This is a genomic window from Pseudomonas sp. E6002 (assembly GCF_013385565.1).
Taxonomy (GTDB): Bacteria; Pseudomonadota; Gammaproteobacteria; order Pseudomonadales; family Pseudomonadaceae; genus Aquipseudomonas.
In genome coordinates, this window is the sequence record NZ_JACAPT010000018.1 from 104,885 (window position 1) to 125,396 (window position 20,512).

A 20,512-nucleotide genomic window follows, 5' to 3' on the forward strand; every position below is an offset into this window, starting at 1 on the left:
GCGACATTCAACCTGTTTATGTCGGCTTAGAGACCGACGTCCCACACCGGCTCTTCCGGAAACCTCAATACCAGGAAATCCAGCAGGCTGCGCAGCGCCGCCGGCATATGCTTGCGCGAGGCGTACACCGCGTAGATGTTCATCTGCTGCGGCTCGGCCTCGGGCAACAAGCGGATCAACTCGCCACTGCGGATGTAGTCGCCCGCCTGATAACTCGGCAGCCGCGACACCCCTGCTCCCGCCAGCGTCACCCGCAATAAGGTACTGGCCTCGTTGGCGCTGATATTGCCCTGCACCGGCACCGACACCGGCTCGCCGTTCTCCATGAAGTGCCACAGGCTTTTGCCGAAGTAGGAGTGGGTCAGGCAATTGTGCCGGGCCAGGTCCTGTACCTGCCGCGGTTGCGGATGCTCCAGCAGGTAAGCGGGCGATGCGCAGATCACCGAACGGCACAGCGTGAGGCGGCGGGCGATCAGGTTGGGGTCCAGTTCGAAGCTGGTGCGGATCGCCAGGTCGATGCGCTCATCCACCAGGTTCACCGTGCGATCAAGCATCTGCATATCGATGTTGACCAGCGGGTAGCGCTTGACGTATTCGGCCATGGCATCGGCCAGCTGTGCCTGGCCGAACGAGGTGCTGACACTCAGGCGCAGCAGGCCACGGGGTGCTTCGTCCGGTTCGCTGACGGCGGCCTGCATGTCGCTGCACAACTCCAGCATCTGTCGGCAACGGGGCAGGGTTTCGCTGCCGGCGGCGGTCAGGCTGAGCTTGCGGGTGGTGCGGTGCATCAGGCGCGCGCCGACCCAGTCTTCCAGCTCCGCCAGGTAGCGCGACACCACCGGGCGCGACAGGTCCAGATGGTCGGCTGCCGCCGACTGGCTGCCCAAGTCCACCACCGCGACAAACACCCGCATTGCTTGAAGACGATCCATGATTTGCCCGCTTTTAGAAACAAACTATGTCCAAGCATCGCATTTTTTGTAGCGTTTGGTGCAACTAAGCTCTGTCCACACCTTACCGATGACTGGAGCTGCACATGTTTGGATTCTCCCCGCTCAAGCGCGTGGCCCTGGCCGCCGCCTCCCTGGCCTTCGCCGCGCACGCCATGGCGGCCGACCTGACCCTGGACGCCTACAACCCGGGCGAAACCGCGATGATGCCGGTCACCTCGGTACTGGTCAGCGGCGACAAAGATGCGATCCTGGTGGACGCCCAATTCGGCAAGACCCAGGCCGAGCAACTGGTGCAAAAAATCCGCGCCAGCGGCAAGCGCCTGACGACCATCTACATCAGCCACGGCGACCCGGACTACTACTTCGGCCTCGATACCCTGACCGCCGCCTTCCCCCAGGCCAAAGTCCTGGCACCGCAGCCGGTGGTGGACCATATCAAGGCCACCGTTGAACACAAACTGGCGTTCTGGGGCCCGAAACTGGGCGCGGACAAGCCTGGCAAAGCCGTCATTCCCCAGGTGCTTGAGGGCCACAGCCTGACCCTCGAAGGCAAGCAACTGGAAGTGATCGGCCTGGACGGCGCACAACCGGACCGCACCTTTGTGTGGATCCCGTCGATCAAGGCAGTGGTCGGTGGTGTGGTGGTCTCCGAGAACATTCATGTGTGGATGGCCGACACACAGACCGCGAAGTCCCACACCGATTGGCTGGCAACCCTGCAACGTATCCAGGACTTGAAACCGCGCACGGTGATTCCGGGTCACTACCTGGGCACGCCGTCGCTCAAATCCGTGGCGTTCACCGCCGACTACATCAAGGCCTTTGACGAAGAAACCGCCAAGGCCAAGGACTCCGCCGCCCTGATTGCGGCGATGCAAAAGCGTTACCCGAACCTGGGTGACGAGAGCACCCTGGAACTGGGCGCCAAAGTCGCCAAGGGCGAAATGCAGTGGTGAGTTGATTCAACCCTTAACCGTACTGGAGAACGTCATGAGCAAGATCGCAATCATTGGTGCCACCGGTCGTGCCGGTAGCCAACTGCTGGAAGAAGCGCTGCGTCGCGGGCACACCGTCACGGCCATCGCACGTAATACCGACAAGATCGGGGCGCGCCCTGGCGTCACCGCCAAGCAAGTCGATGCGCTGGATGCCCAGGCGCTGGAACAGGCCATCCGCGGCAACGACGTGGTGATCAGTGCGGCGCACTTCGCCACCCTGCCGCCGGAAGCGGTGATCAACCCGGTGAAAAAAGCCGGCGTGAAGCGCCTGCTGGTGGTCGGCGGTGCCGGTTCGCTGTTGTTGCCGGGCGGCAGCCGAGTGATCGACAGCCCGGGCTTCCCCGAGGAATACAAAGCCGAAGCCAGCGCCGGCAGTGTTTTCCTCGATACCCTGCGCCAGGAAAAAGACCTGGACTGGACCTTCCTGTCGCCTTCGGCGGAGTTCGTCGAGACCGCGCGCACCGGCACATTCCGCTTGGGCCAGGATGAATTGCTGGTGAGCAGTGAAGGCCGCAGCTGGATCAGTTTTGCCGACTTTGCGATTGCGCTGATTGATGAAGTGGAAACACCGAAGCATTCACGCCAGCGGTTTACCGTCGGCTACTAAGGCTGACGCGCACTAAAAATGTGGGAGCGGGCTTGCTCGCGAATGCGGTGTGTCAGTCAACAGATGTATTGGCTGACCCGGCGCCTTCGCGAGCAAGCCCGCTCCCACATTTTGATCTTCATTGTGACGGCGACTGTGCCTGGCTCACCAGCCAATCCATAAGCTGCTCCAACCCCGCCGAGGGCTCAGTGCCCGGCGGGTACACCAGGTAATACCCCATCCCCGTCGGCACCCGTAGTTCAAACGGCGTCGCCAACCGCCCCGCCTTCAGGTCCTCGCCAATCAGCGCGCTGTCGCCAATCGCCACGCCCGAGCCTTGGGACGCCACCGTCATCGCCAGGTCCAGGGTCTCAAAATGATGCCCCTGGGCCAGATTGCTCAAGCGTGTATTCGCCGCTTTCAACCACAACGCCCAATCGCGCTCATCCCGCGTAGGGTGCAACAACACCTGTTGCTGCAAATCGGCGGGCGTGTGCAAGTCACCGAGCAAGGCCGGCGCGCACACCGGTGTCAGGCGCTCATCGAACAGATGCCGGGCCTGGGCCGACTGCTCGGCAATCGGCGCGTAGATCACCGCGGCATCGAACTGCTCGCGGCGAAAGTCGACGGTGTAGGCCACGGTGGTGGTCAACTCCACCGGCACATCCGGGCGTTCCTGCTGCCACTGCATCAGGCGCGGCAACAGCCAGCGCATCACGCAGGTGGAGGCCTTGAGCTGCAAGGTCTCGCGGCGGGTGCCGATCTGCTCAACCGCCTCGCCGATCAGGCCGAACACCTGCTGCGCCCGCAGTGACCATTCGCGGCCCTCTTCGGTGAGGCTCAAGCCACGAGCCTGGCGCTGGAACAGCGCATAGCCCAGATGACTTTCCAGCCCGGCGATCTGCCGACTCACCGCGCCCTGGGTGATGTGCAATTGCTCGGCGGCTCGGGTGAAGTTGCAGCACTGGGCCGTGACCCAAAAGGTGTGCAGGGCCGGCAGCGGCGGAAGACGTTTCATAAGGGCGCAGCCATGACGTGAGGACATGGCTAGTATGACTTTTTATCGATTGTTGCCGCTACGGGCCAGCCGTTCCAATACGGGCCTTTATCAACAATAAGAGCGACGACAATGGCGACCTGCGGCGAAGTATTGGTCAACCTGCTGGAAGGCTACGGCGTGGACCAGGTGTTTGGCATCCCCGGCGTGCACACCGTGGAACTCTACCGGGGCCTGGCGCGCTCGAGCATCCGCCACGTCACCCCGCGCCACGAACAGGGCGCCGGTTTCATGGCCGACGGCTATGCGCGCACCAGCGGCAAGCCCGGCGTGTGCTTCATCATCACCGGCCCCGGCATGACCAACATCACCACCGCCATGGGCCAGGCCTACGCCGACTCGATCCCGATGCTGGTGATCTCCAGCGTGCAGTCCCGCAGCCAGCTGGGCGGCGGGCGCGGCAAGCTGCACGAGCTGCCGAACCAGAACGCGATGATCGCGGGCGTGGCGGCGTTCTCCCATACCTTGATGTCGGCAGCCGAGTTGCCCGGTGTACTGGCCCGGGCATTTGCGCTGTTCCAGGCCGGACGACCGCGCCCGGTGCACATCGAAATCCCGCTGGACGTGCTGGTGGAAAACGCCGACGCGTTGCTCGGCAGCGAACCGGTCAGCGTTTCCCGCGCTGGCGCTGCGCCGTCGGCGGTCAAGCAGATGAGCCAGTTGCTGGCGGCGGCAAAACGCCCGCTGATTCTCGCCGGTGGTGGCGCCATCGACGCAGCACCCGAGTTGACGCAACTGGCCGAAGCCCTCGGCGCGCCGGTGGCGCTGACCATCAATGCCAAGGGCATGCTGGCCGCCAACCACCCGCTGCTGATCGGCTCGACCCAAACCCTGGTCGCCACCCGCGCGCTGGTGGCCGAGGCAGACGTAGTGCTGGCTATCGGCACCGAGCTGGCCGAAACCGACTACGACGTGACTTTCGCCGGCGGCTTCGACATTCCCGGTGCCCTGCTGCGCATCGACATCGATTCCGACCAGACCGTGCGCAATTACCCGCCGCAAGTCGCGCTGGTAGCCGACGCGCAAATCGCTGCGCAGGCACTGCTTGCCGAGCTGGGCAACAAACCCCTGGCCGTCCGCGACAGCAACTGGGGCGCCCACCGCGTCGCCCGCCTGTGGAGCGAACTGGAACCCACCTGGGACGCCGCCACCCGCGCGCAAACCCTGTTCCTCAACACCGTCCTGGACGAACTGCCCGACGCCGTACTGGTGGGCGACTCCACCCAACCGGTGTACACCGGCAACCTGACCCTGAACCTCGACCAGCCGCGCCGCTGGTTCAACTCCTCCACCGGCTACGGCACCCTCGGCTACGCCTTGCCGGCGGCCATCGGTGCGTGGCTGGGGCGCGGCAACGGCGCGCCGGTGGTGTGCCTGATCGGCGACGGCGGCCTGCAATTCACCCTGCCGGAACTGGCCAGCGCCGTGGAAGCGCGCACGCCGGTGATCGTGCTGCTGTGGAATAACCAGGGCTATGAGGAGATCAAGAAATACATGGTCAACCGCGCCATCGAACCGGTGGGCGTGGACATCTACACCCCGGACTTTATCGGCGTGGCCAAGGCCCTCGGCGCTGCTGCCCAGCGTATCCAGGGTGTTGAGGAATTACGCAGCGCCTTGCGTGCCGCCACTGATCGCCAGGGCCCGACGCTGATTGAAATCGACCAGGGGCTTTGGATGAAGGAGGTGGCGGTATGAGCGCGGTATTGAATGGGCTGTTTATCAATGGCGCGTGGCGTGCCGGCCATGACGTGCTGGACGTGATCAACCCGGCCACCGAGGCCACCCTGGCCCAAGTGAGCGTGGGTGATGCAGGCGCGGTGACTGAGGCCATCGGCGCCGCCAGCGCGGCCTTCCCGGGCTGGTCAAAAAGCACCGGCCGCGACCGCGCCGCGCTGTTGCGCAAGATCGCCGAGGGTGTGAGCGCAGAGCGTGAACACCTGATGCAACTGCAATCGAGCAACAACGGCAAGCCGCTGTTTGAAGCCGGCATCGATGTGGATGACGTGATCGCCACCTTTGCCTATTACGCGAACCTGGCCGACGAAATGGACGCCACCCAGGACCGTCCGGTGGCGCTGCCCACCGAGGACTTCAGCGCCCGCGTACGCCGTGAACCCTGCGGCGTGGTGGGCCTGATCGTGCCGTGGAATTTCCCGATGGTGACCACCGCCTGGAAACTCGCCCCCGCGCTGGCGGCCGGTTGCTGCGTGGTGCTCAAGCCTTCGGAAGTGACGCCGCTGGCAGAGCTGGAACTGGCCCGGATCATCGCCTCGGTGGGCTTGCCTGCCGGTGTGTTCAACCTGGTCTGCGGCACTGGCCTGGCGGTGGGCGCGCCGATGGCGGCTGACCCACGGATCGCGAAAATTTCCTTCACCGGCAGCAATGCCGTGGGCGTGCAGGTGATGCAGCGCGCCGCCGAAACGGTGAAGGGTGTGAGCCTGGAACTGGGCGGCAAATCCGCGTTGCTGGTGCTGGCGGACGCCGACCTCGACTTGGCCGTGGAACTGGCCTGCGGCGGTGGTTTCTTCAACGCCGGGCAGATGTGTTCCGCCACCAGCCGGGTGTTGGTGGCCGACGAACTGGCGGACGAGTTTCTCACCCGCTTGCAGGCCAGGGCCGAGAGCATTCGCGTGGCGGACCCGTTTGCCGAAGACGTGGAAATGGGCGCATTGGTCAACCGTGCGCAGTATCAGCGGGTGCTGGGGCATATCGAACGTGGCGTGCAAGCCGGCGCGAAGCTGCTGTGTGGCGGCGGGCGCCCGGCGGATTTGCCTCATGGGTATTTCATTCGCCCGACGGTCTTCACTGAAGTGCCGTTGGACAGTGCGTTGTGGAACGAGGAGATCTTCGGCCCGGTGCTGTGCGTGCGCAGTTTTGCCAATGAGGCCGAGGCGGTGGCGCTGGCCAATGACAGTGAGTTTGGCCTGGTCGCGAGCGTGCTGAGCAGCAACGTGGAAGCGGCTGAGCGAGTGGCCAATGCTTTGCAGGTGGGTTTGGTGTGGATCAACGCGCCGCAGGTGATCTTCCCGCAAACGGCGTGGGGTGGTTACAAGCAGAGCAGCATTGGCCGGGAACTGGGGCCTTGGGGGTTGCAGGCGTTTCAGGAGATCAAGCATGTGATCCGGGCGGTGTAGAAACACTCAAGAGCACCACTGTTCCCTGTGGGAGCTGGCTTGCCTGCGATTGCGGTCTATCAGACACAGATGTGTTGCCTGACCCACCGCTATCGCAGGCAAGCCAGCTCCTACCTGTTGATTTGTACCGTGTCAGCAGATGCATTTTTTCAATAGCCCCAACGACTTTCTCATTTGCCGCCCTCCCCCACGCCCGGCCTAATACTGCCCTTGTCAGTTCAAGGCCTGCCCATGGAAAACGTCCGCGCAAAACCCGCCACCGCCGTTTGGCTGATGATCAGCGTTGTGCTGGTTGCCCTCAACCTGCGCCCGTCGATGGCCGCCGTCGGCCCGTTGTTGTCGTCGATTCGCGCCGATGTGGCCCTGAGTTTCAGCACGGCCTCCCTGCTGACCATGCTGCCGGTCATGGCCATGGGCCTGGCGATGTTTTTTGGCATGGGCGTGGCCAAACGCTTCGGCGAGCATCGCAGCATTGTGCTGTCGCTGGTGGTGATCGGCCTGGCCACCGTCTCCCGGTTGTTCCTGGACTCGGCGGTTGAGCTGATCCTCAGCGCCATTGCCGCCGGCGTAGGCATCGCGATGATCCAGGCGTTGATGCCCGCCTTGATCAAGTCGCGCTTCAGCGACAACGTTTCCCTGTTCATGGGCCTGTACGTCACCGCGATCATGGGCGGCGCGGCCCTCGCCGCTTCGTTCTCGCCGTTTATCCAGGTGCAAACCGGCAGCTGGCGCATCGGCCTGGCGATCTGGGCGGTTCTCGCGGTATTGGCGCTGGTGTTCTGGTACGCCCAACGCTCGGTGCTGCCGCCGCTGCCGCAAGCCGGCGCAGGCCCGCAGGCGTCATTCTTCGGCAATCGCCGGGCCTGGTTGCTGGCGATTTTCTTCGGCCTCGGTACCGCGTCCTACACCTGCGTGCTGGCCTGGCTGGCGCCGTACTACGTGGAACAAGGCTGGAGTGAACAGAACGCCGGCCTGTTGCTGGGCTTTTTGACGGCCATGGAAGTGGTCTCCGGCCTGATCACCCCGGCCATCGCCAACCGCCGGAGGGACAAGCGGGGTCTGGTCGCGGTGCTGCTGGTGCTGATCATCGCCGGCTTCTGCGGGCTGATCCTGAGCCCGCAATACCTGAGCCTGCTGTGGCCGTGTTTGCTCGGCCTGGGGATTGGCGGCTTGTTTCCGATGAGCCTGATCCTGTCCCTCGACCACCTCGACAACCCGCGCCGTGCCGGTGGCCTGACGGCCTTTGTGCAGGGCATCGGCTACCTGATCGCCGGTTTGTCGCCGCTGATTGCCGGGATGATCCGCGACCAGCTGGGCAGCTTCGAGTGGGCCTGGTGGTCACTGACGGCCGTGGTGGTGGTGATGCTGCTGATCGTACTGCGCTTCGATCCCCGGCATTACGCGCGGCATATTCGCTGAGGTCGTGTTGTAAACATTATTTGTCCCACCTCAAACAGAGAAAGGTCCGACAGAGCTTTCTATTGGTACGAGCGTTCCGTTAACATTTTGTATTGTCTTGTACCGAGTTCGGTACAAAGCGCTTGCGGACGGAACGGATGCTAAACAGCAACTTGCTTAGAAAGCTCGATATGCAGGACCTGATGGTGTTTGTCGCTGTTTACGACCAAAGCAGCGTCACCGAGGTTTCCGAGACCCTGTTCGTCAGCCAGTCCACCGTGAGCTACAGCCTGAAGAAGCTGCGCACGAGCTTCGAAGACGAGTTGTTTATCAACACCCGGGCGGGCATGCGTCCTACGTACAAAGCCGCCACCATGTACGGGCATGTGCAGAAAATCCTCGAAAGCATCAACCTGTGCCATGCCGGCAGCCAAACGTTCGACCCCACCCAGAAGGCTGTGACCTTCAACGTCTGCGCCCCCGAATACTTCGAACAGTTGATCCTGCCGCGCCTGCTGAAAAACTTCGACCGCGCCGACCTGCCGGTGATCGTCAACGTGCAGAAGCTCGAAACCGAGGTCCCGGCCGACGCCTTGCGCGACGGGCGTCTGGACCTGGTGATTTGCTTCGGGCCGCACTTTCATCGCGAGCACAAGGACATCAAGACCCAGATGCTGCTGGAGGACGACCTGGTGTGCGTGTTCGACAAACACTCGGCGCCCCGGGAACCGGCGTTCAGCCTGCAATCCTTCGTCGCCCGGCGCCATGTGTTCCCCACGCCCTGGAGTTCCGACACCAACATGATCGACGGCTGGCTGGCGCGCCAGTCCCACAAGCGCCAGGTGATCGCCCGCGCCAACAGCTACAGCGCGGCGCTGAAGATGATCACCGGCACTGACTTTATCGTCACCTTGCCCCGTCGAGTGCTGAAGCTGCTGGCAGACACAACCGTGTTCGGCCATTGCGAAGCGCCGAACGGTTTGCCGGGGTTTACCCTGGATATGCAGTGGAATGAACACAGCGCGCAGGACAGCGCCAACACGTGGTTCAGGGAGCAGGTGGTGAAGGTGTGTGCGGATCAGGGGTTATTATGACCCCCTGTGGCGAGGGAGCTTGCTCCCGCTGGGCTGCGTAGCGGCCCCAAGAATTTTGGGAGCGCTTCGCACTGGAGCGCCAGCCCGGTCCAGCGGGAGCAAGCTCCCTCGCCTCAGAGTATTGCCCGTCAGCCGATGGTGACTTTGCTGTAGGACTCGCGATCCATATCGACCAGCAAGACACTGAGCTGCACCTGCAGGTCTGCAGGCCAATCGCCCAGGTCCTGCAGCGCCGCCAACAGGCTTTCCGACAATTGCTTCTTGACCTGCGGTGAACGCCCGCTGAGCAGCGACAGCTTCACCGCGATAAAAGCGCGCGGGCTGATGGATGTGCCAACCTGGAATGTCTCCACCTTCAGCGCGCGGCTTTTGATATCGAACTCGGAACCGAACTGCCCGGACGCCATCAGCACGTTGTTGAGCCGCAACAAGGTTTTCTCAACGGCCAGCCCTGTGAGGTTGGCGGTGTATTCCAGATGCAGATGCGGCATGAAGGCTCCGAGCTTGTTGTAGGAAAAGAGTCATACATATAGCACGGGGCCGGGCGGAATCAGACCGCTTTCAGTGTGAAACTTCGGTCAGGCTGTGCAGCGAGCGATTTTCCCAGATCGCCACGATCACCAACACCGCCGACGTCAACGCCCCCAGTACCAACGCCGAAAACACCTGCTGCAATCCCAGCGGCAGCAACACCAGCAGCATCAGCAAGCCGCCCAGGTGCGAAAACGGTGGCAACGGCCGGTCGCTCATCACCCACTTGAACAGCGCACTGCCCAGCAGGAACAACCACGGGCCGGCGATGATCGCCACCACGCCTGCCTGGCTGGCATGCCCCGGATGCACCAGCACCAGTTCGTCGGCCACGGCGCTGACGATAATCCCGGCGACGATCAGTACATGCAGGTAGGTGTAGGCGATCCGCGCCTGACGGCCCGGGTCGGCAGAGCTGGCAATGCGATGGTGGGCGCGCTCGGCGCCGCTGTCGAAATAGATCCACCACAGGGCGATGCTGCCCACCACTGCCACCAGGAATGCCGCCAGCCCGTCCACGCTCCAGGGCAGTTCGGCGAAGGTCGCGCCGGTCACCAGCAACGACTCACCGAGGGCGATGATCACAAACAGGCCGCAGCGTTCGGCCATGTGGTTGCCTTCCACATTCCAGTCCGCAAGCGTCGAGGGCCCAAGCCCGGGCACCCAGAAATACACCGACGGGGAAATCAACTCGATCAACAGCGCCAGGGCCCAGAAGGCCAGGCGCTGCTCGCCTTCGAGCAGCGCACCGGTGATCCAGAACACCCCGGAAAACAGCATCCACGCCAGGATCCGCTGGAAATTGCGGGTCATGTTCAGCGACTCGCCGCGCACCGCCCACAACGCAAACAGCGTGCGTCCTACCTGCATGAACACATAGGCGCCGGCGAACAACAGCCCGCGATCGGTAAACGCCTTGGGGATCGACGAGGACAGCAACAGGCCCGCCACCATCAAACCGAACAGGCCGATGCGGATCGGGATTTTTTCCGGGTCCAGCCAGTTGGTGACCCACGAAGTGAAGATCCACACCCACCACACCGCGACCATCATCAACGCCACCTGCACGGCACCGCCGATGGACAAGTGGGCGAGCAGCGAATGGGACAACTGGGTCACGGCAAACACGAACACCAGGTCGAAAAACAGCTCGACCATGCCAACCTTGCCGCTGTCATGACTGCCGCGCCCACGCAGCAAGGAACGGGATGGGGCCATGCCTGGATCTCCCTGAAGGTTTTATCTCAAGATTTGGGTGCGACCACCGGCAGCATGTCCCGCTCGCTCATGAACGCCTCCAGCCGCGAACGCATCCAGCGCTCCGCCGGATCGGTGTCAACGTGGCTGAGCCAGACCATCGACAAGTCCAGGGTCGGGGTTTCGAACGGGAACGGTTCACAGAACAGATTGCCTCCGGCGGCCATGGCCTGGGCGGTGTAATCCGGCAGGCTGGCGATCATGTCGGTGCCGGCGAGCAGCGCCGGCAATGCGCTGTATTGCGGCACCGAGAGCACCACGTGGCGCTTGCGACCGATTTCCGCCAGCCACTCATCGGCAAACCCGGACACGTTGGCGGTGTGGGACACCAGCACATGGGGCCGTGCGCAATATTCGTCGAGGGTCAGGGGTTTGTCCGAGGCATCCGCCCGCAGCAGGCACGGGCGGATATGCCGCAATAATTTGCGCTTGGCATTGGCCGGCAGGCCGCGGGTCTGGGTGATGCCGACGGTGATATCCCCGGAACCCAGCAGGTCCGGGATGCGCCAGTAATCCACATGCTGCACCACGAACACCACCTGCGGCGCTTCCTGGCGCAAGGCGCGCAGCAGCGGCGGCAGCAGGCCGAACTCGACGTCATCGGACAGGCCGATGCGAAAGGTCATGGTGCTGATGGACGGGTCGAAATCGTGGGTCAGGCTCAGGGCCGACGACAAGGAGTCGAGGGCCGGCGACAGGTGCTTGATGATTTCCTCGGCCCGCGCGGTAGGTTCCATCCGATGGCCGACACGAATGAACAGCGGGTCATTGAACAACGTACGCAGGCGGTTGAGGGCCGAACTGATGGTGGGTTGCCCGAGAAACAGCTTCTCCGCCACCCGGGTCACGTTGCGTTCGAGCATCAAGGTTTCAAAGACCACCATCAAATTGATGTCGGCCTTGCGTAATTCATTGCGATTCATCGGCGACCGCCCCACTGCCCTGGATAAGTCGCAGTTTAGAAACACCCGGGGCCCTGCGTCTATGCGCACACTGTTCAACACGGGCCTTTGGGACTATAAAGCAGCTTCCAAGGCTTGCGAGAACACCATCGTGCTGGTCATTTCTGCCTTGAGCGTCCTGGTTGCCGGGATTTTGCTCTGGGCCATCAAATTCATCGCTCATCCCACCGCCAGGACACTGTTACGGGTATTTGTCGGTTTGTGCCTGGCGGCAGTCGTGGCTTACCTGGTGCTGGCTTCGGGGTTTCCTACCTCGTTGCTGGTGTGACCGGGCTCCTGCTCCTGCCCCTGACGCAAACGCAAGGCGGCCAACGCGGCCACCACCAGCACCACGGCAATCACTTTCAAGCCATTCGTGGCATTGCCGGTGCTCATCTCGATCGCGCCCATCACCGACGGCCCGACAAACCCGCCGAGCAATCCGCAGGCATTGACGAAGCCCAGCCCGCCCGCCAGCGCCACGCCCTTGAGGCGCGAGGCCGGGTAGAGAAAGATGATCGACTGCACCACAAAGAACATCACCGCCGACACACAAAAGCCCAGCAGGCTGAACACCGGCCCCGACACCGAGGCAATCCCCAGCCCCAACGCCATGGTCAGCAAACCGGTAATCAACAGCCGTCGGGCACGGGTGGGCGTGGTCGCAAAGCGCGGCAGCAATACAGCGCCGGCCGCTGCGGCAATCCACGGCAATGAGGTCAGCAAGCCGACGCTCATGGTGCTCAATTCACCGTATTTGCTGATGATGCTCGGCAGGAAAAAGATCACGGTGTAGATGGTGATCTGATGGCAAAAATACACAAAGATCGCCAGCAGGATCTGCGGTGTCAGCCAGTTCTTCAGGGAATGCCCGCCCTCGCCTGCGCCCTCTTCGGTCTCCATCGCGATGCGCTGTTCAATCCCGCGCGCCTCTGCGGCCGAGAGCCATGGCGCCTTGCTCGGACGGTCCGGCAACTTGCACCACACCACCCAGGCAAACGCGACCGCCGGCAGCCCTTCGAGCAGGAACATCCACTGCCAGCCGTGCCAGCCGAGCAGCCCGTCCATGCGCATCAACGCCGCGCCCACCGGGCCACCGATGATGTTGGCAAAACACACGCCGAGTAGGAAATACCCGGTAGCCCGCGCCCGTTGCTCGCGGTTGAACCAGTAGGTGAGGTACAGCATCACCCCGGGAAACAGGCCGGCTTCGGCAATGCCCAGCAGCAGGCGCAGGATATAGAACGAGGTCTCACCCTGGACGAACGCCATGGCCGCCGAAATCAGGCCCCAGGTCACCATGATCCGGGCTATCCAGAACCGCGCGCCGACCTTGTGCATGATCAGGTTGCTGGGGATTTCCGACAGTGCATAGGTCAGGAAAAACAGCCCGGCGCCCAGGCCATAGGCCGCTGCTGAAATCCCCAGGTCAACGTCAAGATGGTGCTTGGCCAAGGCGATGTTGGTGCGGTCCAGGAAGCTCAGCACGTAGGCGATGACCAGCAAGGGCATCAGCTTGACGAACATCAGTTTGTTCAACTCCCGTGGTTCACGGGCGGTGTTGGCAGTCTTCATCGGGCAATTCCTCTTGGCGCCCCGCCAGCGCAACGGCTGGGGGACGCATCGGTGTTGTTCTAGGGTTCGAGTTGCGCAACCAGCGCCGGCGGGCGATGGGAAAACAGTTGCAGCAGCGCCCCGCCCAGGGCACAGCCGGCCATCACGAAGAAGCACACCGTGTAGCCGTGCAAGGTGGTCCAGCCGCCGCCCATGGCAATCAGGCTGCCCATCAGCACCGGCGCCAGGCCGCCACCGATAAACATCGCGGTGGTGATGATGCCGTTGGCGGTGGAGGTCGCCGACGGCTCGGCCGAGTCGCAGGCCACCGCGTAGTAGATCGGCCACACTGCGTTGGCCACCAGGCCGAACAGCAGTTGCACGACGATGATCAGGGTCAGGGTATTGGCGAAGTAGAACGCACCGACACTGGCCGCCATCCACACCCCGCAGATGATCAGGGTGACGCGCCGGCCAATGATGTCCGACAGCGACGGCCACACCAGTTGCCCGAGAATCCCGGTCAAGGTGAACACCACGCTCATCCCCGCCGACTCGGCCAGGGACAGCCCGGCGATGTTGTACAGGTAGGCCGGCAGCACGATGTTGACGCCCATGTACACCACTTGGGTCAGCATCGTATTACCCGCCGTCAGGGCGATATTGCGGTTGCGCAACGTGGCGATAAAGGTGCGCCAGGCGTGGCCCTTCACTTGGCTGGCCGGTGCGTTGTCCGGCGGGGTCATGCCCTTGGCGGCGATGTCGACGTACAGCGCGGTGATGCGTTCGGCGGTGGAATAGCGCGCCCAGAAAATCATCAGCGGCAACGCCACCACGAACGCGAAGAAGAACACGTAGCGCCAGTTGTCTTCACCGAAGGTGCTGATGACAAAGCTGGCGACGATGCCACTGAGCATGGCGCCGATCGGGTAACCGGTGTGGTGCGCGCCAAGGGCAAAACCACGACGCTCCACCGGCCACCATTCGGCGGTGTTGCTCACGCCCACCGGCTCGCCCCAGCCTGCGCCGAGGTTGACGCCAACCCGCAGCGCGATAAAGGTCGCGAGGTTGCCGCTCAGGGCCTTGAACCCGGAGAGGAACGAAATAGCCGTGTAGCCCAGCACCAGCGGCACCTGGAACCGCGCACGTTTCCAGCCACCGCCGTAGCGGTCACTCCACATCGAGCCGGGAATATCCAGCAGGGCCAGGGCCAGCATGATCACCGTGGCCATCGTGCCCCACTGGTCGGCCGACAAATCGAAATGCTTGGAGATGGTCGGCCCCAGGCGCAGCACGATCTCACGGTCGTAGGCGTTGAGGATCCAGATCATCCAGCACACCAGCAGCGACACCCAGGAGTGCCGGTGAATACTGCGCAGCGAGGCTTTTTTCAAGGTTGCCATGGGTTTCTCCAGGCGCGCGAGGGCGCGCACTGACACAAGGTTGCGAAAGGAAAGTGCCTTGTTGAAAAAAACGCGCTAGCTGGCGAACCGTCGCTCGGCTATTCCTTGCACGCCCAGCCCGGTGATCGCAAAAAGCGCCCCGCGCTGCTGACCGTCGGCCGGGAAACGCGGCAACGGTGGCTTGGCCATGGAGGTGACAAACAGGGTGTCCAGGTTCGGCCCGCCAAAGGTCAGGCTGGTGACCTTTTTCACCGGCATCTGGATGATCCGGTCGACCTGGCCGTCGGGCGTGTAGCGCACCAGTTTTCCGGCATAGACCAGCGCCTGCCACAGGCAGCCTTCGGCATCCACGGTGCAGCCGTCGGCAGCGCCACCGCCGCTGGTATCGACCTTGGCGAAGGTGCGTCGATTGCTCACCGCGCCGCTGGCTGGGTCGTAGTCATAGGCCCAGATCTCGCCGGACCAAGTGTCGCAAAAGTAGAACGTATCGCCCGCCGGGCTCCAGCACGGACCGTTGGACACGATGATGCCTTCGTCCAGGGTGTGCAGGCTCAGGTCCGCGTCGAGGCGGTAGAGTTTGGCGCTGGCGCTGTCTTCGAGGGTGTCCATGGAGCCGAAGACAAAGCGCCCCTGGCGGTCGACCTTGCCGTCGTTGAGGCGGTTGTTGGGCAGTGCGGGTTCCGGGTCGATCACCAGGGCCAGTTCGCCGCTGTTGAGGTCCAGGAGGTGCACGCCGTTTTGCAGGGCGACGATGGCTTGCTCGCCGCTATGGCGCAGGGCCATGGAGCCGATTTTCTGGCCCACATCCCAGGCGCGCAATTCGCGCCCATCCTCGGTGCAGCGCAGGATCCGGCCGTCGGCGCTGTCGATCCAGTACAACCGTTGTTGTTCGACGTCCCACACCGGGCCTTCGCCCAGGGTGGTCTTCACGTCCACAAGCACTTCGATACGCATGGTGTTATCCCCTTTTTTGTTGTTGTGCGGGATGGGCATGGCCGCGCCGTGACGCGGCCGGTTTATCACTTAGAAATTGACCTGGTCACGCCCCTTGAGCCCGAGGATTTCCCGCGCTTCATCCGGCGTGGCGACCTGATGGCCGAGGGCTTCGATCACTGTGCGAATGCGCCGTACCTGGTCGGCGTTGGACGCGGCCAGTTTGCCCGGGCCATCCCACAGCGAATCCTCCAGGCCGACCCGGGCGTTGCTGCCCATGGACAGGCCCATGGTGGCCAGCGGAATCTGCCCACGGCCGGCGCCGAGGATCGACCACACGTAGTCGTCGCCAAACAGGCGGTCGGCGGTGCGGCGCATATGGGCCAGGTCTTCCGGGTGCCCGCCGATGCCACCGCGCAAACCGAATACCGACTGGATAAACAACGGTGGTTTCAGCAGGCCGCGCTCCAGGAAATGGGCGGCGGTGTACAGGTGGCCGATGTCGTAGCACTCGATTTCAAAACGGGTGCGGTTCTCGGCGCAGGAATTGAGGATGTGGGTAATGTCGCGGAAGGTATTGCGAAAGATCCGGTCGTCGCTTTCTTCCAGGTACGGACGCTCCCAGTCATGCTTGAACTCGGTGAAGCGGTTGAGCATTTCGTACAGGCCGAAGTTCATCGAGCCCATGTTCAGCGAGGCCAGTTCCGGCTTGAACTGCATCACCGGTTGCAGGCGTTCTTCGACGCCCATGGTCGGTGCGCCGCCGGTGGTGATATTGATCACCACGTCGCTGGCGGCCTTGATGTGCGGCAGGAATTCGGCGAACAGCGCGGGGTCCTGGCTGGGACGGCCATCGATGGGATCACGGGCATGCAGGTGGACAATGGCGGCGCCGGCTTCGGCGGCACCGATGGCGGCGTCGGCAATTTCCTGCGCGGTGATCGGCAAATGCGGCGACATCGACGGCGTATGGATGGCACCGGTGACGGCGCAGGTGATGATCACAGGACGATTTTTGGACATGACGATTCTCCGACTTTTATTCTTATGAAAAAAATCCCGGGTGTAACTTGTGTGTTCTTCCCTGGCTTAACGCTGACGCGGCCTACAGGTACTCGACGTTACCGTCGACACTGATCGCCTGGCCGGTGACATTGCGGGCGGCAGGCGAGCAGAGAAACAAGGCCATGGCCGCGACGTCTTCGGCGGTGACCATGCGCTTGAGGGAGATCTTGTTCAGGTATTCCTGGCGCATCTCGGCTTCCGGCACACCGACCTGTTCGGCACGGGCGCGGATCACGCCGTCCATGCGCGGGCCTTCAACGATGCCGGGCAGCAAGGCGTTGACGCGGATGTCGCTTTCACCCAGCTCCGAGGCCAGGGATTTCATCAGGCCGACGATGGCCCATTTGGTCGCCGCATACGGCGTGCGCCAGGCGTAGCCGAGGCGCCCGGCGACCGAGGCGATATGCAGCAGATGGCCGTGGGACGATTCCTTGAGCATCGGCACCGCGTGGTGGGCAAAGCGGTATTGCGCCGTCAGGTTGATATTGATCGTGGCTTGCCACTCGGCATCGCTGATGGCGTCGATGCCGCCGGTGGGCCCGGCAATCCCGGCGTTGTTGACCAGCACATCCAGCCCGCCGAATTGCTCGCGCTGCACCTGGAACACCGCCTCGATCTGCGCGGCATCGCTCACGTCGGCACGGGTGGCGACAGTGCCCGGGTACTTGTCGCGAAACGCCGCCAGGGCCGCTTCGCTGACATCACACACATGCACCTTGGCACCCGCCTCCAGATAGGCCGCCGCCAACACTTCACCGATGCCGGCAGCCCCGCCGGAAATCAACACACGTAACCCAGGATAGGGCTGCAGCCGCTGTAGGACACTCATGCACGTTTACCTCCTGAAACAGACGACCGCGAACGGTCGTTCTTGACGAGCAGGCGCGCCAGGGAATCGGCGGCCTGCATGATGTCATCGGTCACGGCCGCGCGGGCACCGGCGCCATCGCGGGCGGCCAGGGCTTCGACGATGCGCGTATGCGCCTCCATCGAGCGTTGCAAGTGAGCTTTATCGGGGGCGACCAGGGCAAAACACGGGCCCATGTGCAGCCAGAAGTTTTCCACGGCGGCCATGGTCAATTCGGCCTGGGCGACGGCATAGATCCGACGGTGAAAGGCGAAGTTGGTCCACAGGTAGCGGGAAACGTCGACTTCGTCGGCGGCCTGTTGCATCTGTTGGCAGAGGTCGGAGATTTCGTCGAGGTCGGTTTTTTCCAGGAGCAATACGGCCTTTTCTGCCAGCAAACCTTCCAGGGCGACCCGCGCATCGCGGATTTCCCGCAGGCGTTCGACCGTCATCATGCGTACCCGCAGGCGGGAGGTTTCGGTGACTTCAAAGGCGTTTTCGGCGCTGAGGCGCTGGAGGGCTTCGCGCACTGGCATGGGGCTGGAGCCGAGGGCTTCGGCGAGGCCGCGGATGGTGAGTTTCTGGCCGGGCTGGAAACGACCACTCATCAAGGCTTCGCGGATCTGGCGATAGACCTGGTCTTGCAAGGTATCGCGGGACACTTGGCGCAAGGTCGGAAGGAGTAGCGGGCCATCTGTCATGAGTCAAAACCTGTGTTGTCGTTCTTATGGCTCCAATATGTGATCACAAATCAAATATGTCAAATAGTTTCCCGTTGACGGTATGGCTTCAGTCGCCGTCGACGGTATTAATCAGGGATCTATGGCGAGCGGGATACCGGCGACACCACCCTCTGCTTCGCAGGGCGGGATGAACTTCAAGGGCGGCGTGGGGAGGCGCAAAGGTTGTTTCTAGTGTGCGGTGCCCAGATGGCACGCTGGTGGAGTTGGGAATGCCGATTCAGTGAATCGTAATGTGGCGAGGGAGCTTGCTCCCGCTGGACCGGGCTGGCGCTCCAGTGCGAAGCGCTCCCAAAAATCTTGGGGCCGCTTCGCAGCCCAGCGGGAGCAAGCTCCCTCGCCACAGCAAGCTCCCTCGCCACAATGAAATGCCTGCATCAAGGCCTGAGCGGACGCTCCTGATCGCGCTCGGACAGCTCGGTGCCATCGTCCGGATGCTTCCAGGTCTGCGGCTTTTCTTCCTCGCGAAGCTTCCTCGCCCGCTCCTGCTCCAACTCTTCGCGCTGCTTCTGTTCGTTGCTCATACCCACCTCCCATCCGTAAGAATTGGACACACTGGGCAAGCATAGATGAGGGAGCGGTTTTGTGTGCATCCGGCAATTGATAACCACGACGCATCAATACATGTAAACAACTCACTTATCATTTCCAAATGTGTCAGCCACTATCCGCGGTCTTAAGCGAAACAAGCACTTTAAAAAGAACGCTGGAGACACAAGAAAATGCAAAACCCTTCACGGCCTGACTCTGCCCGCTCCAAAGTCGGCGCGGTCTTTCGCGTCACCTCCGGCAACTTTCTCGAACAGTTCGACTTCTTTCTGTTCGGTTTCTATGCCACCTATATCGCCGCCGCCTTCTTCCCTGCCGCTAATGAATTTGCGTCATTAATGATGACCTTCGCCGTGTTCGGCGCGGGCTTTTTGATGCGTCCGCTGGGGGCTATCATCCTCGGCGCGTACATCGATGATGTGGGCCGTCGCAAAGGCTTGATCGTGACCCTGGCGATCATGGCCAGTGGCACCCTGCTGATCGTGCTGGTGCCCGGCTATCACACCATTGGTTTGTGGGCACCGCTGCTGGTGCTGATGGGCCGGCTGTTGCAAGGTTTCTCGGCCGGTGCCGAACTGGGCGGCGTGTCGGTGTACCTGGCCGAAATGGCCACCCCGGGCCGCAAGGGTTTCTATACCAGCTGGCAATCGGGTAGCCAGCAGATCTCCATCGTGGTCGCGGCCGCCCTGGGTTATGGCCTGAACCAGTGGATGGAACCAGCCGTGGTTGCCGATTGGGGCTGGCGCATTCCGTTCGCCATCGGCTGCGTGATCATCCCGTTCATCTTCGTCCTGCGCCGCAACCTGCAGGAAACCGAAGAGTTCGCCAACCGCAAGCATCGCCCGACCATGCGCGAAGTGCTGGCCACCCTGGTGAAGAACTGGACCATCGTGATCGGCGGCATGATGATGGTGGCGATGACCACCACGGCCTTCTACCTGATCACCGTGTACGCACCCACCTTCGGCAAAACCGTACTCAACCTGACCACCGCCGACGCCCTGCTGGTGACCTTGCTGGTGGCCGTGTCGAACTTCATCTGGCTGCCCATCGGCGGCACCCTCAGTGACCGTTTTGGCCGCAAGCCGGTGCTGATCGCCATGACCGCTTTGACTGTGCTGACCGCTTACCCGGCACTTTCCTACGTGGTCAATGCGCCAAGCTTCGCGCACATGCTGGAAACCCTGCTGTGGTTCTCCTTCCTCTACGGCATGTACAACGGTGCCATGATCCCGGCCCTGACCGAGATCATGCCGGTGGAAGTGCGTGTGGCGGGCTTCTCCCTGGCCTATAGCCTGGCGACCGCGATCTTCGGCGGTTTTACCCCGGCGATTTCCACCTGGTTTATCCACGAGACGGGCGACAAGGCATCGCCCGCCTACTGGCTGATGTTCGCCGCGCTGTGCGCCCTGTGCGCGACGTTCGCACTGTATCGCCGCGCCAGCGCCCGTCTGCAAGTTGCCTGAGGA

Annotated in this window: 20 protein-coding genes; 8 read left to right on the forward strand and 12 right to left on the reverse strand. The window is 62.7% G+C overall.

Annotation, left to right across the window (positions count from 1 at the left end; all coding sequences use genetic code 11):
- Positions 1-26: 26 nt before the first annotated feature.
- Complete coding sequence (locus HX815_RS15835) at positions 27-932, reverse strand: LysR family transcriptional regulator (protein WP_003210653.1); 906 nt, start codon at positions 930-932, stop codon at positions 27-29.
- A 104-nt stretch (positions 933-1,036) separates the two neighbouring features.
- Here HX815_RS15835 and HX815_RS15840 point away from each other — a divergent pair, with 104 nt between their 5' ends.
- Together HX815_RS15840 and HX815_RS15845 are read left to right on the forward strand one after the other, a co-directional pair.
- Positions 1,037-1,909, forward strand: a complete 873-nt coding sequence (locus HX815_RS15840) for an MBL fold metallo-hydrolase (protein WP_087692577.1) — start codon at positions 1,037-1,039, stop codon at positions 1,907-1,909.
- Between the two features lie 34 nt (positions 1,910-1,943).
- Positions 1,944-2,558 carry an NAD(P)-dependent oxidoreductase gene (locus HX815_RS15845; RefSeq protein ID WP_102368311.1) on the forward strand — a complete coding sequence of 205 codons (615 nt, stop codon included), beginning with the start codon at positions 1,944-1,946 and terminating at the stop codon, positions 2,556-2,558.
- Between the two features lie 118 nt (positions 2,559-2,676).
- On the opposite strand, the gene HX815_RS15850 is transcribed toward HX815_RS15845, so the two are convergent.
- Positions 2,677-3,555 carry a LysR substrate-binding domain-containing protein gene (locus HX815_RS15850; protein ID WP_177028549.1) on the reverse strand — a complete coding sequence of 293 codons (879 nt, stop codon included), beginning with the start codon at positions 3,553-3,555 and terminating at the stop codon, positions 2,677-2,679.
- 111 nt (positions 3,556-3,666) lie between these two features.
- On the opposite strand from HX815_RS15850, the gene HX815_RS15855 reads away from it, so the two are divergent.
- The 4 genes from HX815_RS15855 (at position 3,667) to HX815_RS15870 (ending at position 9,223) form a co-directional block, all read left to right on the forward strand.
- Positions 3,667-5,292 (forward strand): 5-guanidino-2-oxopentanoate decarboxylase, encoded by a 1,626-nt coding sequence (locus tag HX815_RS15855; RefSeq protein ID WP_177028550.1) that lies wholly within the window; start codon positions 3,667-3,669, stop codon positions 5,290-5,292.
- Positions 5,289-6,731, forward strand: a complete 1,443-nt coding sequence (locus HX815_RS15860; protein ID WP_177028551.1) for an aldehyde dehydrogenase family protein — start codon at positions 5,289-5,291, stop codon at positions 6,729-6,731. Before HX815_RS15855 ends, HX815_RS15860 begins: the two co-directional genes overlap by 4 nt.
- 231 nt (positions 6,732-6,962) lie before the next feature.
- Positions 6,963-8,150 (forward strand): cyanate transporter, encoded by a 1,188-nt coding sequence (locus tag HX815_RS15865; protein ID WP_177028552.1) that lies wholly within the window; start codon positions 6,963-6,965, stop codon positions 8,148-8,150.
- Positions 8,151-8,287: 137 nt separating this feature from the next.
- Positions 8,288-9,223, forward strand: a complete 936-nt coding sequence (locus HX815_RS15870) for a LysR family transcriptional regulator (RefSeq protein ID WP_023659100.1) — start codon at positions 8,288-8,290, stop codon at positions 9,221-9,223.
- A 128-nt stretch (positions 9,224-9,351) separates the two neighbouring features.
- Here the strand turns inward: HX815_RS15870 and HX815_RS15875 are convergent, their stop codons facing one another.
- From HX815_RS15875 to HX815_RS15885, 3 genes are all read right to left on the reverse strand, one after another.
- A complete protein-coding gene (locus HX815_RS15875; RefSeq protein WP_003211892.1) occupies positions 9,352-9,714 on the reverse strand; it encodes a 5-carboxymethyl-2-hydroxymuconate Delta-isomerase in 363 nt (120 codons plus the stop codon).
- Positions 9,715-9,784: 70 nt separating this feature from the next.
- The gene (locus HX815_RS15880) at positions 9,785-10,972 is read right to left on the reverse strand and encodes a low temperature requirement protein A (protein ID WP_008437907.1); all 1,188 of its coding nucleotides are present in this window, start codon (positions 10,970-10,972) and stop codon (positions 9,785-9,787) included.
- A gap of 26 nt (positions 10,973-10,998) precedes the next feature.
- Complete coding sequence (locus HX815_RS15885; protein ID WP_003211897.1) at positions 10,999-11,934, reverse strand: LysR substrate-binding domain-containing protein; 936 nt, start codon at positions 11,932-11,934, stop codon at positions 10,999-11,001.
- Between the two features lie 130 nt (positions 11,935-12,064).
- On the opposite strand from HX815_RS15885, the gene HX815_RS15890 reads away from it, so the two are divergent.
- Complete coding sequence (locus HX815_RS15890) at positions 12,065-12,241, forward strand: hypothetical protein (RefSeq protein WP_162835185.1); 177 nt, start codon at positions 12,065-12,067, stop codon at positions 12,239-12,241.
- Here HX815_RS15890 and HX815_RS15895 read toward each other — a convergent pair.
- The 7 genes from HX815_RS15895 to HX815_RS15925 form a co-directional block, all read right to left on the reverse strand.
- Positions 12,196-13,527, reverse strand: coding sequence for an MFS transporter (locus HX815_RS15895; protein WP_177028553.1), 1,332 nt, complete (start codon positions 13,525-13,527; stop codon positions 12,196-12,198). The genes HX815_RS15890 and HX815_RS15895 overlap by 46 nt on opposite strands.
- 59 nt (positions 13,528-13,586) lie before the next feature.
- Positions 13,587-14,909, reverse strand: coding sequence for an MFS transporter (locus HX815_RS15900; RefSeq protein WP_003211904.1), 1,323 nt, complete (start codon positions 14,907-14,909; stop codon positions 13,587-13,589).
- A gap of 75 nt (positions 14,910-14,984) precedes the next feature.
- Positions 14,985-15,863 (reverse strand): SMP-30/gluconolactonase/LRE family protein, encoded by an 879-nt coding sequence (locus HX815_RS15905; RefSeq protein WP_003211906.1) that lies wholly within the window; start codon positions 15,861-15,863, stop codon positions 14,985-14,987.
- Positions 15,864-15,932: 69 nt separating this feature from the next.
- A complete protein-coding gene (locus HX815_RS15910; protein ID WP_008437904.1) occupies positions 15,933-16,865 on the reverse strand; it encodes a 3-keto-5-aminohexanoate cleavage protein in 933 nt (310 codons plus the stop codon).
- A gap of 82 nt (positions 16,866-16,947) precedes the next feature.
- Entirely contained in the window at positions 16,948-17,736 is a 789-nt protein-coding gene (locus HX815_RS15915) for an SDR family oxidoreductase (protein WP_087692590.1), read from the reverse strand.
- The gene (locus HX815_RS15920; RefSeq protein ID WP_087692591.1) at positions 17,733-18,455 is read right to left on the reverse strand and encodes a GntR family transcriptional regulator; all 723 of its coding nucleotides are present in this window, start codon (positions 18,453-18,455) and stop codon (positions 17,733-17,735) included. The genes HX815_RS15915 and HX815_RS15920 overlap by 4 nt, the downstream gene beginning before the upstream one ends.
- A 416-nt stretch (positions 18,456-18,871) precedes the next feature.
- On the reverse strand, positions 18,872-19,018 hold the full coding sequence (locus HX815_RS15925) for a hypothetical protein (protein ID WP_003211914.1): 147 nt from the start codon (positions 19,016-19,018) through the stop codon (positions 18,872-18,874).
- A gap of 198 nt (positions 19,019-19,216) precedes the next feature.
- On the opposite strand from HX815_RS15925, the gene HX815_RS15930 reads away from it, so the two are divergent.
- Positions 19,217-20,509, forward strand: a complete 1,293-nt coding sequence (locus tag HX815_RS15930) for an MFS transporter (protein WP_003211917.1) — start codon at positions 19,217-19,219, stop codon at positions 20,507-20,509.
- Positions 20,510-20,512: the final 3 nt, after the last annotated feature.

Bases quoted from the DNA above. Each gene is read 5' to 3' on its own strand.
- HX815_RS15835 (WP_003210653.1), bottom strand. From the start codon at position 932: ATGGATCGTCTTCAAGCAATGCGGGTGTTTGTCGCGGTGGTGGACTTG.
- HX815_RS15840 (WP_087692577.1), top strand. From the start codon at position 1,037: ATGTTTGGATTCTCCCCGCTCAAGCGCGTGGCCCTGGCCGCCGCCTCC.
- HX815_RS15845 (WP_102368311.1), top strand. From the start codon at position 1,944: ATGAGCAAGATCGCAATCATTGGTGCCACCGGTCGTGCCGGTAGCCAA.
- HX815_RS15850 (WP_177028549.1), bottom strand. From the start codon at position 3,555: ATGAAACGTCTTCCGCCGCTGCCGGCCCTGCACACCTTTTGGGTCACG.
- HX815_RS15855 (WP_177028550.1), top strand. From the start codon at position 3,667: ATGGCGACCTGCGGCGAAGTATTGGTCAACCTGCTGGAAGGCTACGGC.
- HX815_RS15860 (WP_177028551.1), top strand. From the start codon at position 5,289: ATGAGCGCGGTATTGAATGGGCTGTTTATCAATGGCGCGTGGCGTGCC.
- HX815_RS15865 (WP_177028552.1), top strand. From the start codon at position 6,963: ATGGAAAACGTCCGCGCAAAACCCGCCACCGCCGTTTGGCTGATGATC.
- HX815_RS15870 (WP_023659100.1), top strand. From the start codon at position 8,288: ATGCTAAACAGCAACTTGCTTAGAAAGCTCGATATGCAGGACCTGATG.
- HX815_RS15875 (WP_003211892.1), bottom strand. From the start codon at position 9,714: ATGCCGCATCTGCATCTGGAATACACCGCCAACCTCACAGGGCTGGCC.
- HX815_RS15880 (WP_008437907.1), bottom strand. From the start codon at position 10,972: ATGGCCCCATCCCGTTCCTTGCTGCGTGGGCGCGGCAGTCATGACAGC.
- HX815_RS15885 (WP_003211897.1), bottom strand. From the start codon at position 11,934: ATGAATCGCAATGAATTACGCAAGGCCGACATCAATTTGATGGTGGTC.
- HX815_RS15895 (WP_177028553.1), bottom strand. From the start codon at position 13,527: ATGAAGACTGCCAACACCGCCCGTGAACCACGGGAGTTGAACAAACTG.
- HX815_RS15900 (WP_003211904.1), bottom strand. From the start codon at position 14,909: ATGGCAACCTTGAAAAAAGCCTCGCTGCGCAGTATTCACCGGCACTCC.
- HX815_RS15905 (WP_003211906.1), bottom strand. From the start codon at position 15,863: ATGCGTATCGAAGTGCTTGTGGACGTGAAGACCACCCTGGGCGAAGGC.
- HX815_RS15910 (WP_008437904.1), bottom strand. From the start codon at position 16,865: ATGTCCAAAAATCGTCCTGTGATCATCACCTGCGCCGTCACCGGTGCC.
- HX815_RS15915 (WP_087692590.1), bottom strand. From the start codon at position 17,736: ATGAGTGTCCTACAGCGGCTGCAGCCCTATCCTGGGTTACGTGTGTTG.
- HX815_RS15920 (WP_087692591.1), bottom strand. From the start codon at position 18,455: ATGACAGATGGCCCGCTACTCCTTCCGACCTTGCGCCAAGTGTCCCGC.
- HX815_RS15925 (WP_003211914.1), bottom strand. From the start codon at position 19,018: ATGAGCAACGAACAGAAGCAGCGCGAAGAGTTGGAGCAGGAGCGGGCG.
- HX815_RS15930 (WP_003211917.1), top strand. From the start codon at position 19,217: ATGCAAAACCCTTCACGGCCTGACTCTGCCCGCTCCAAAGTCGGCGCG.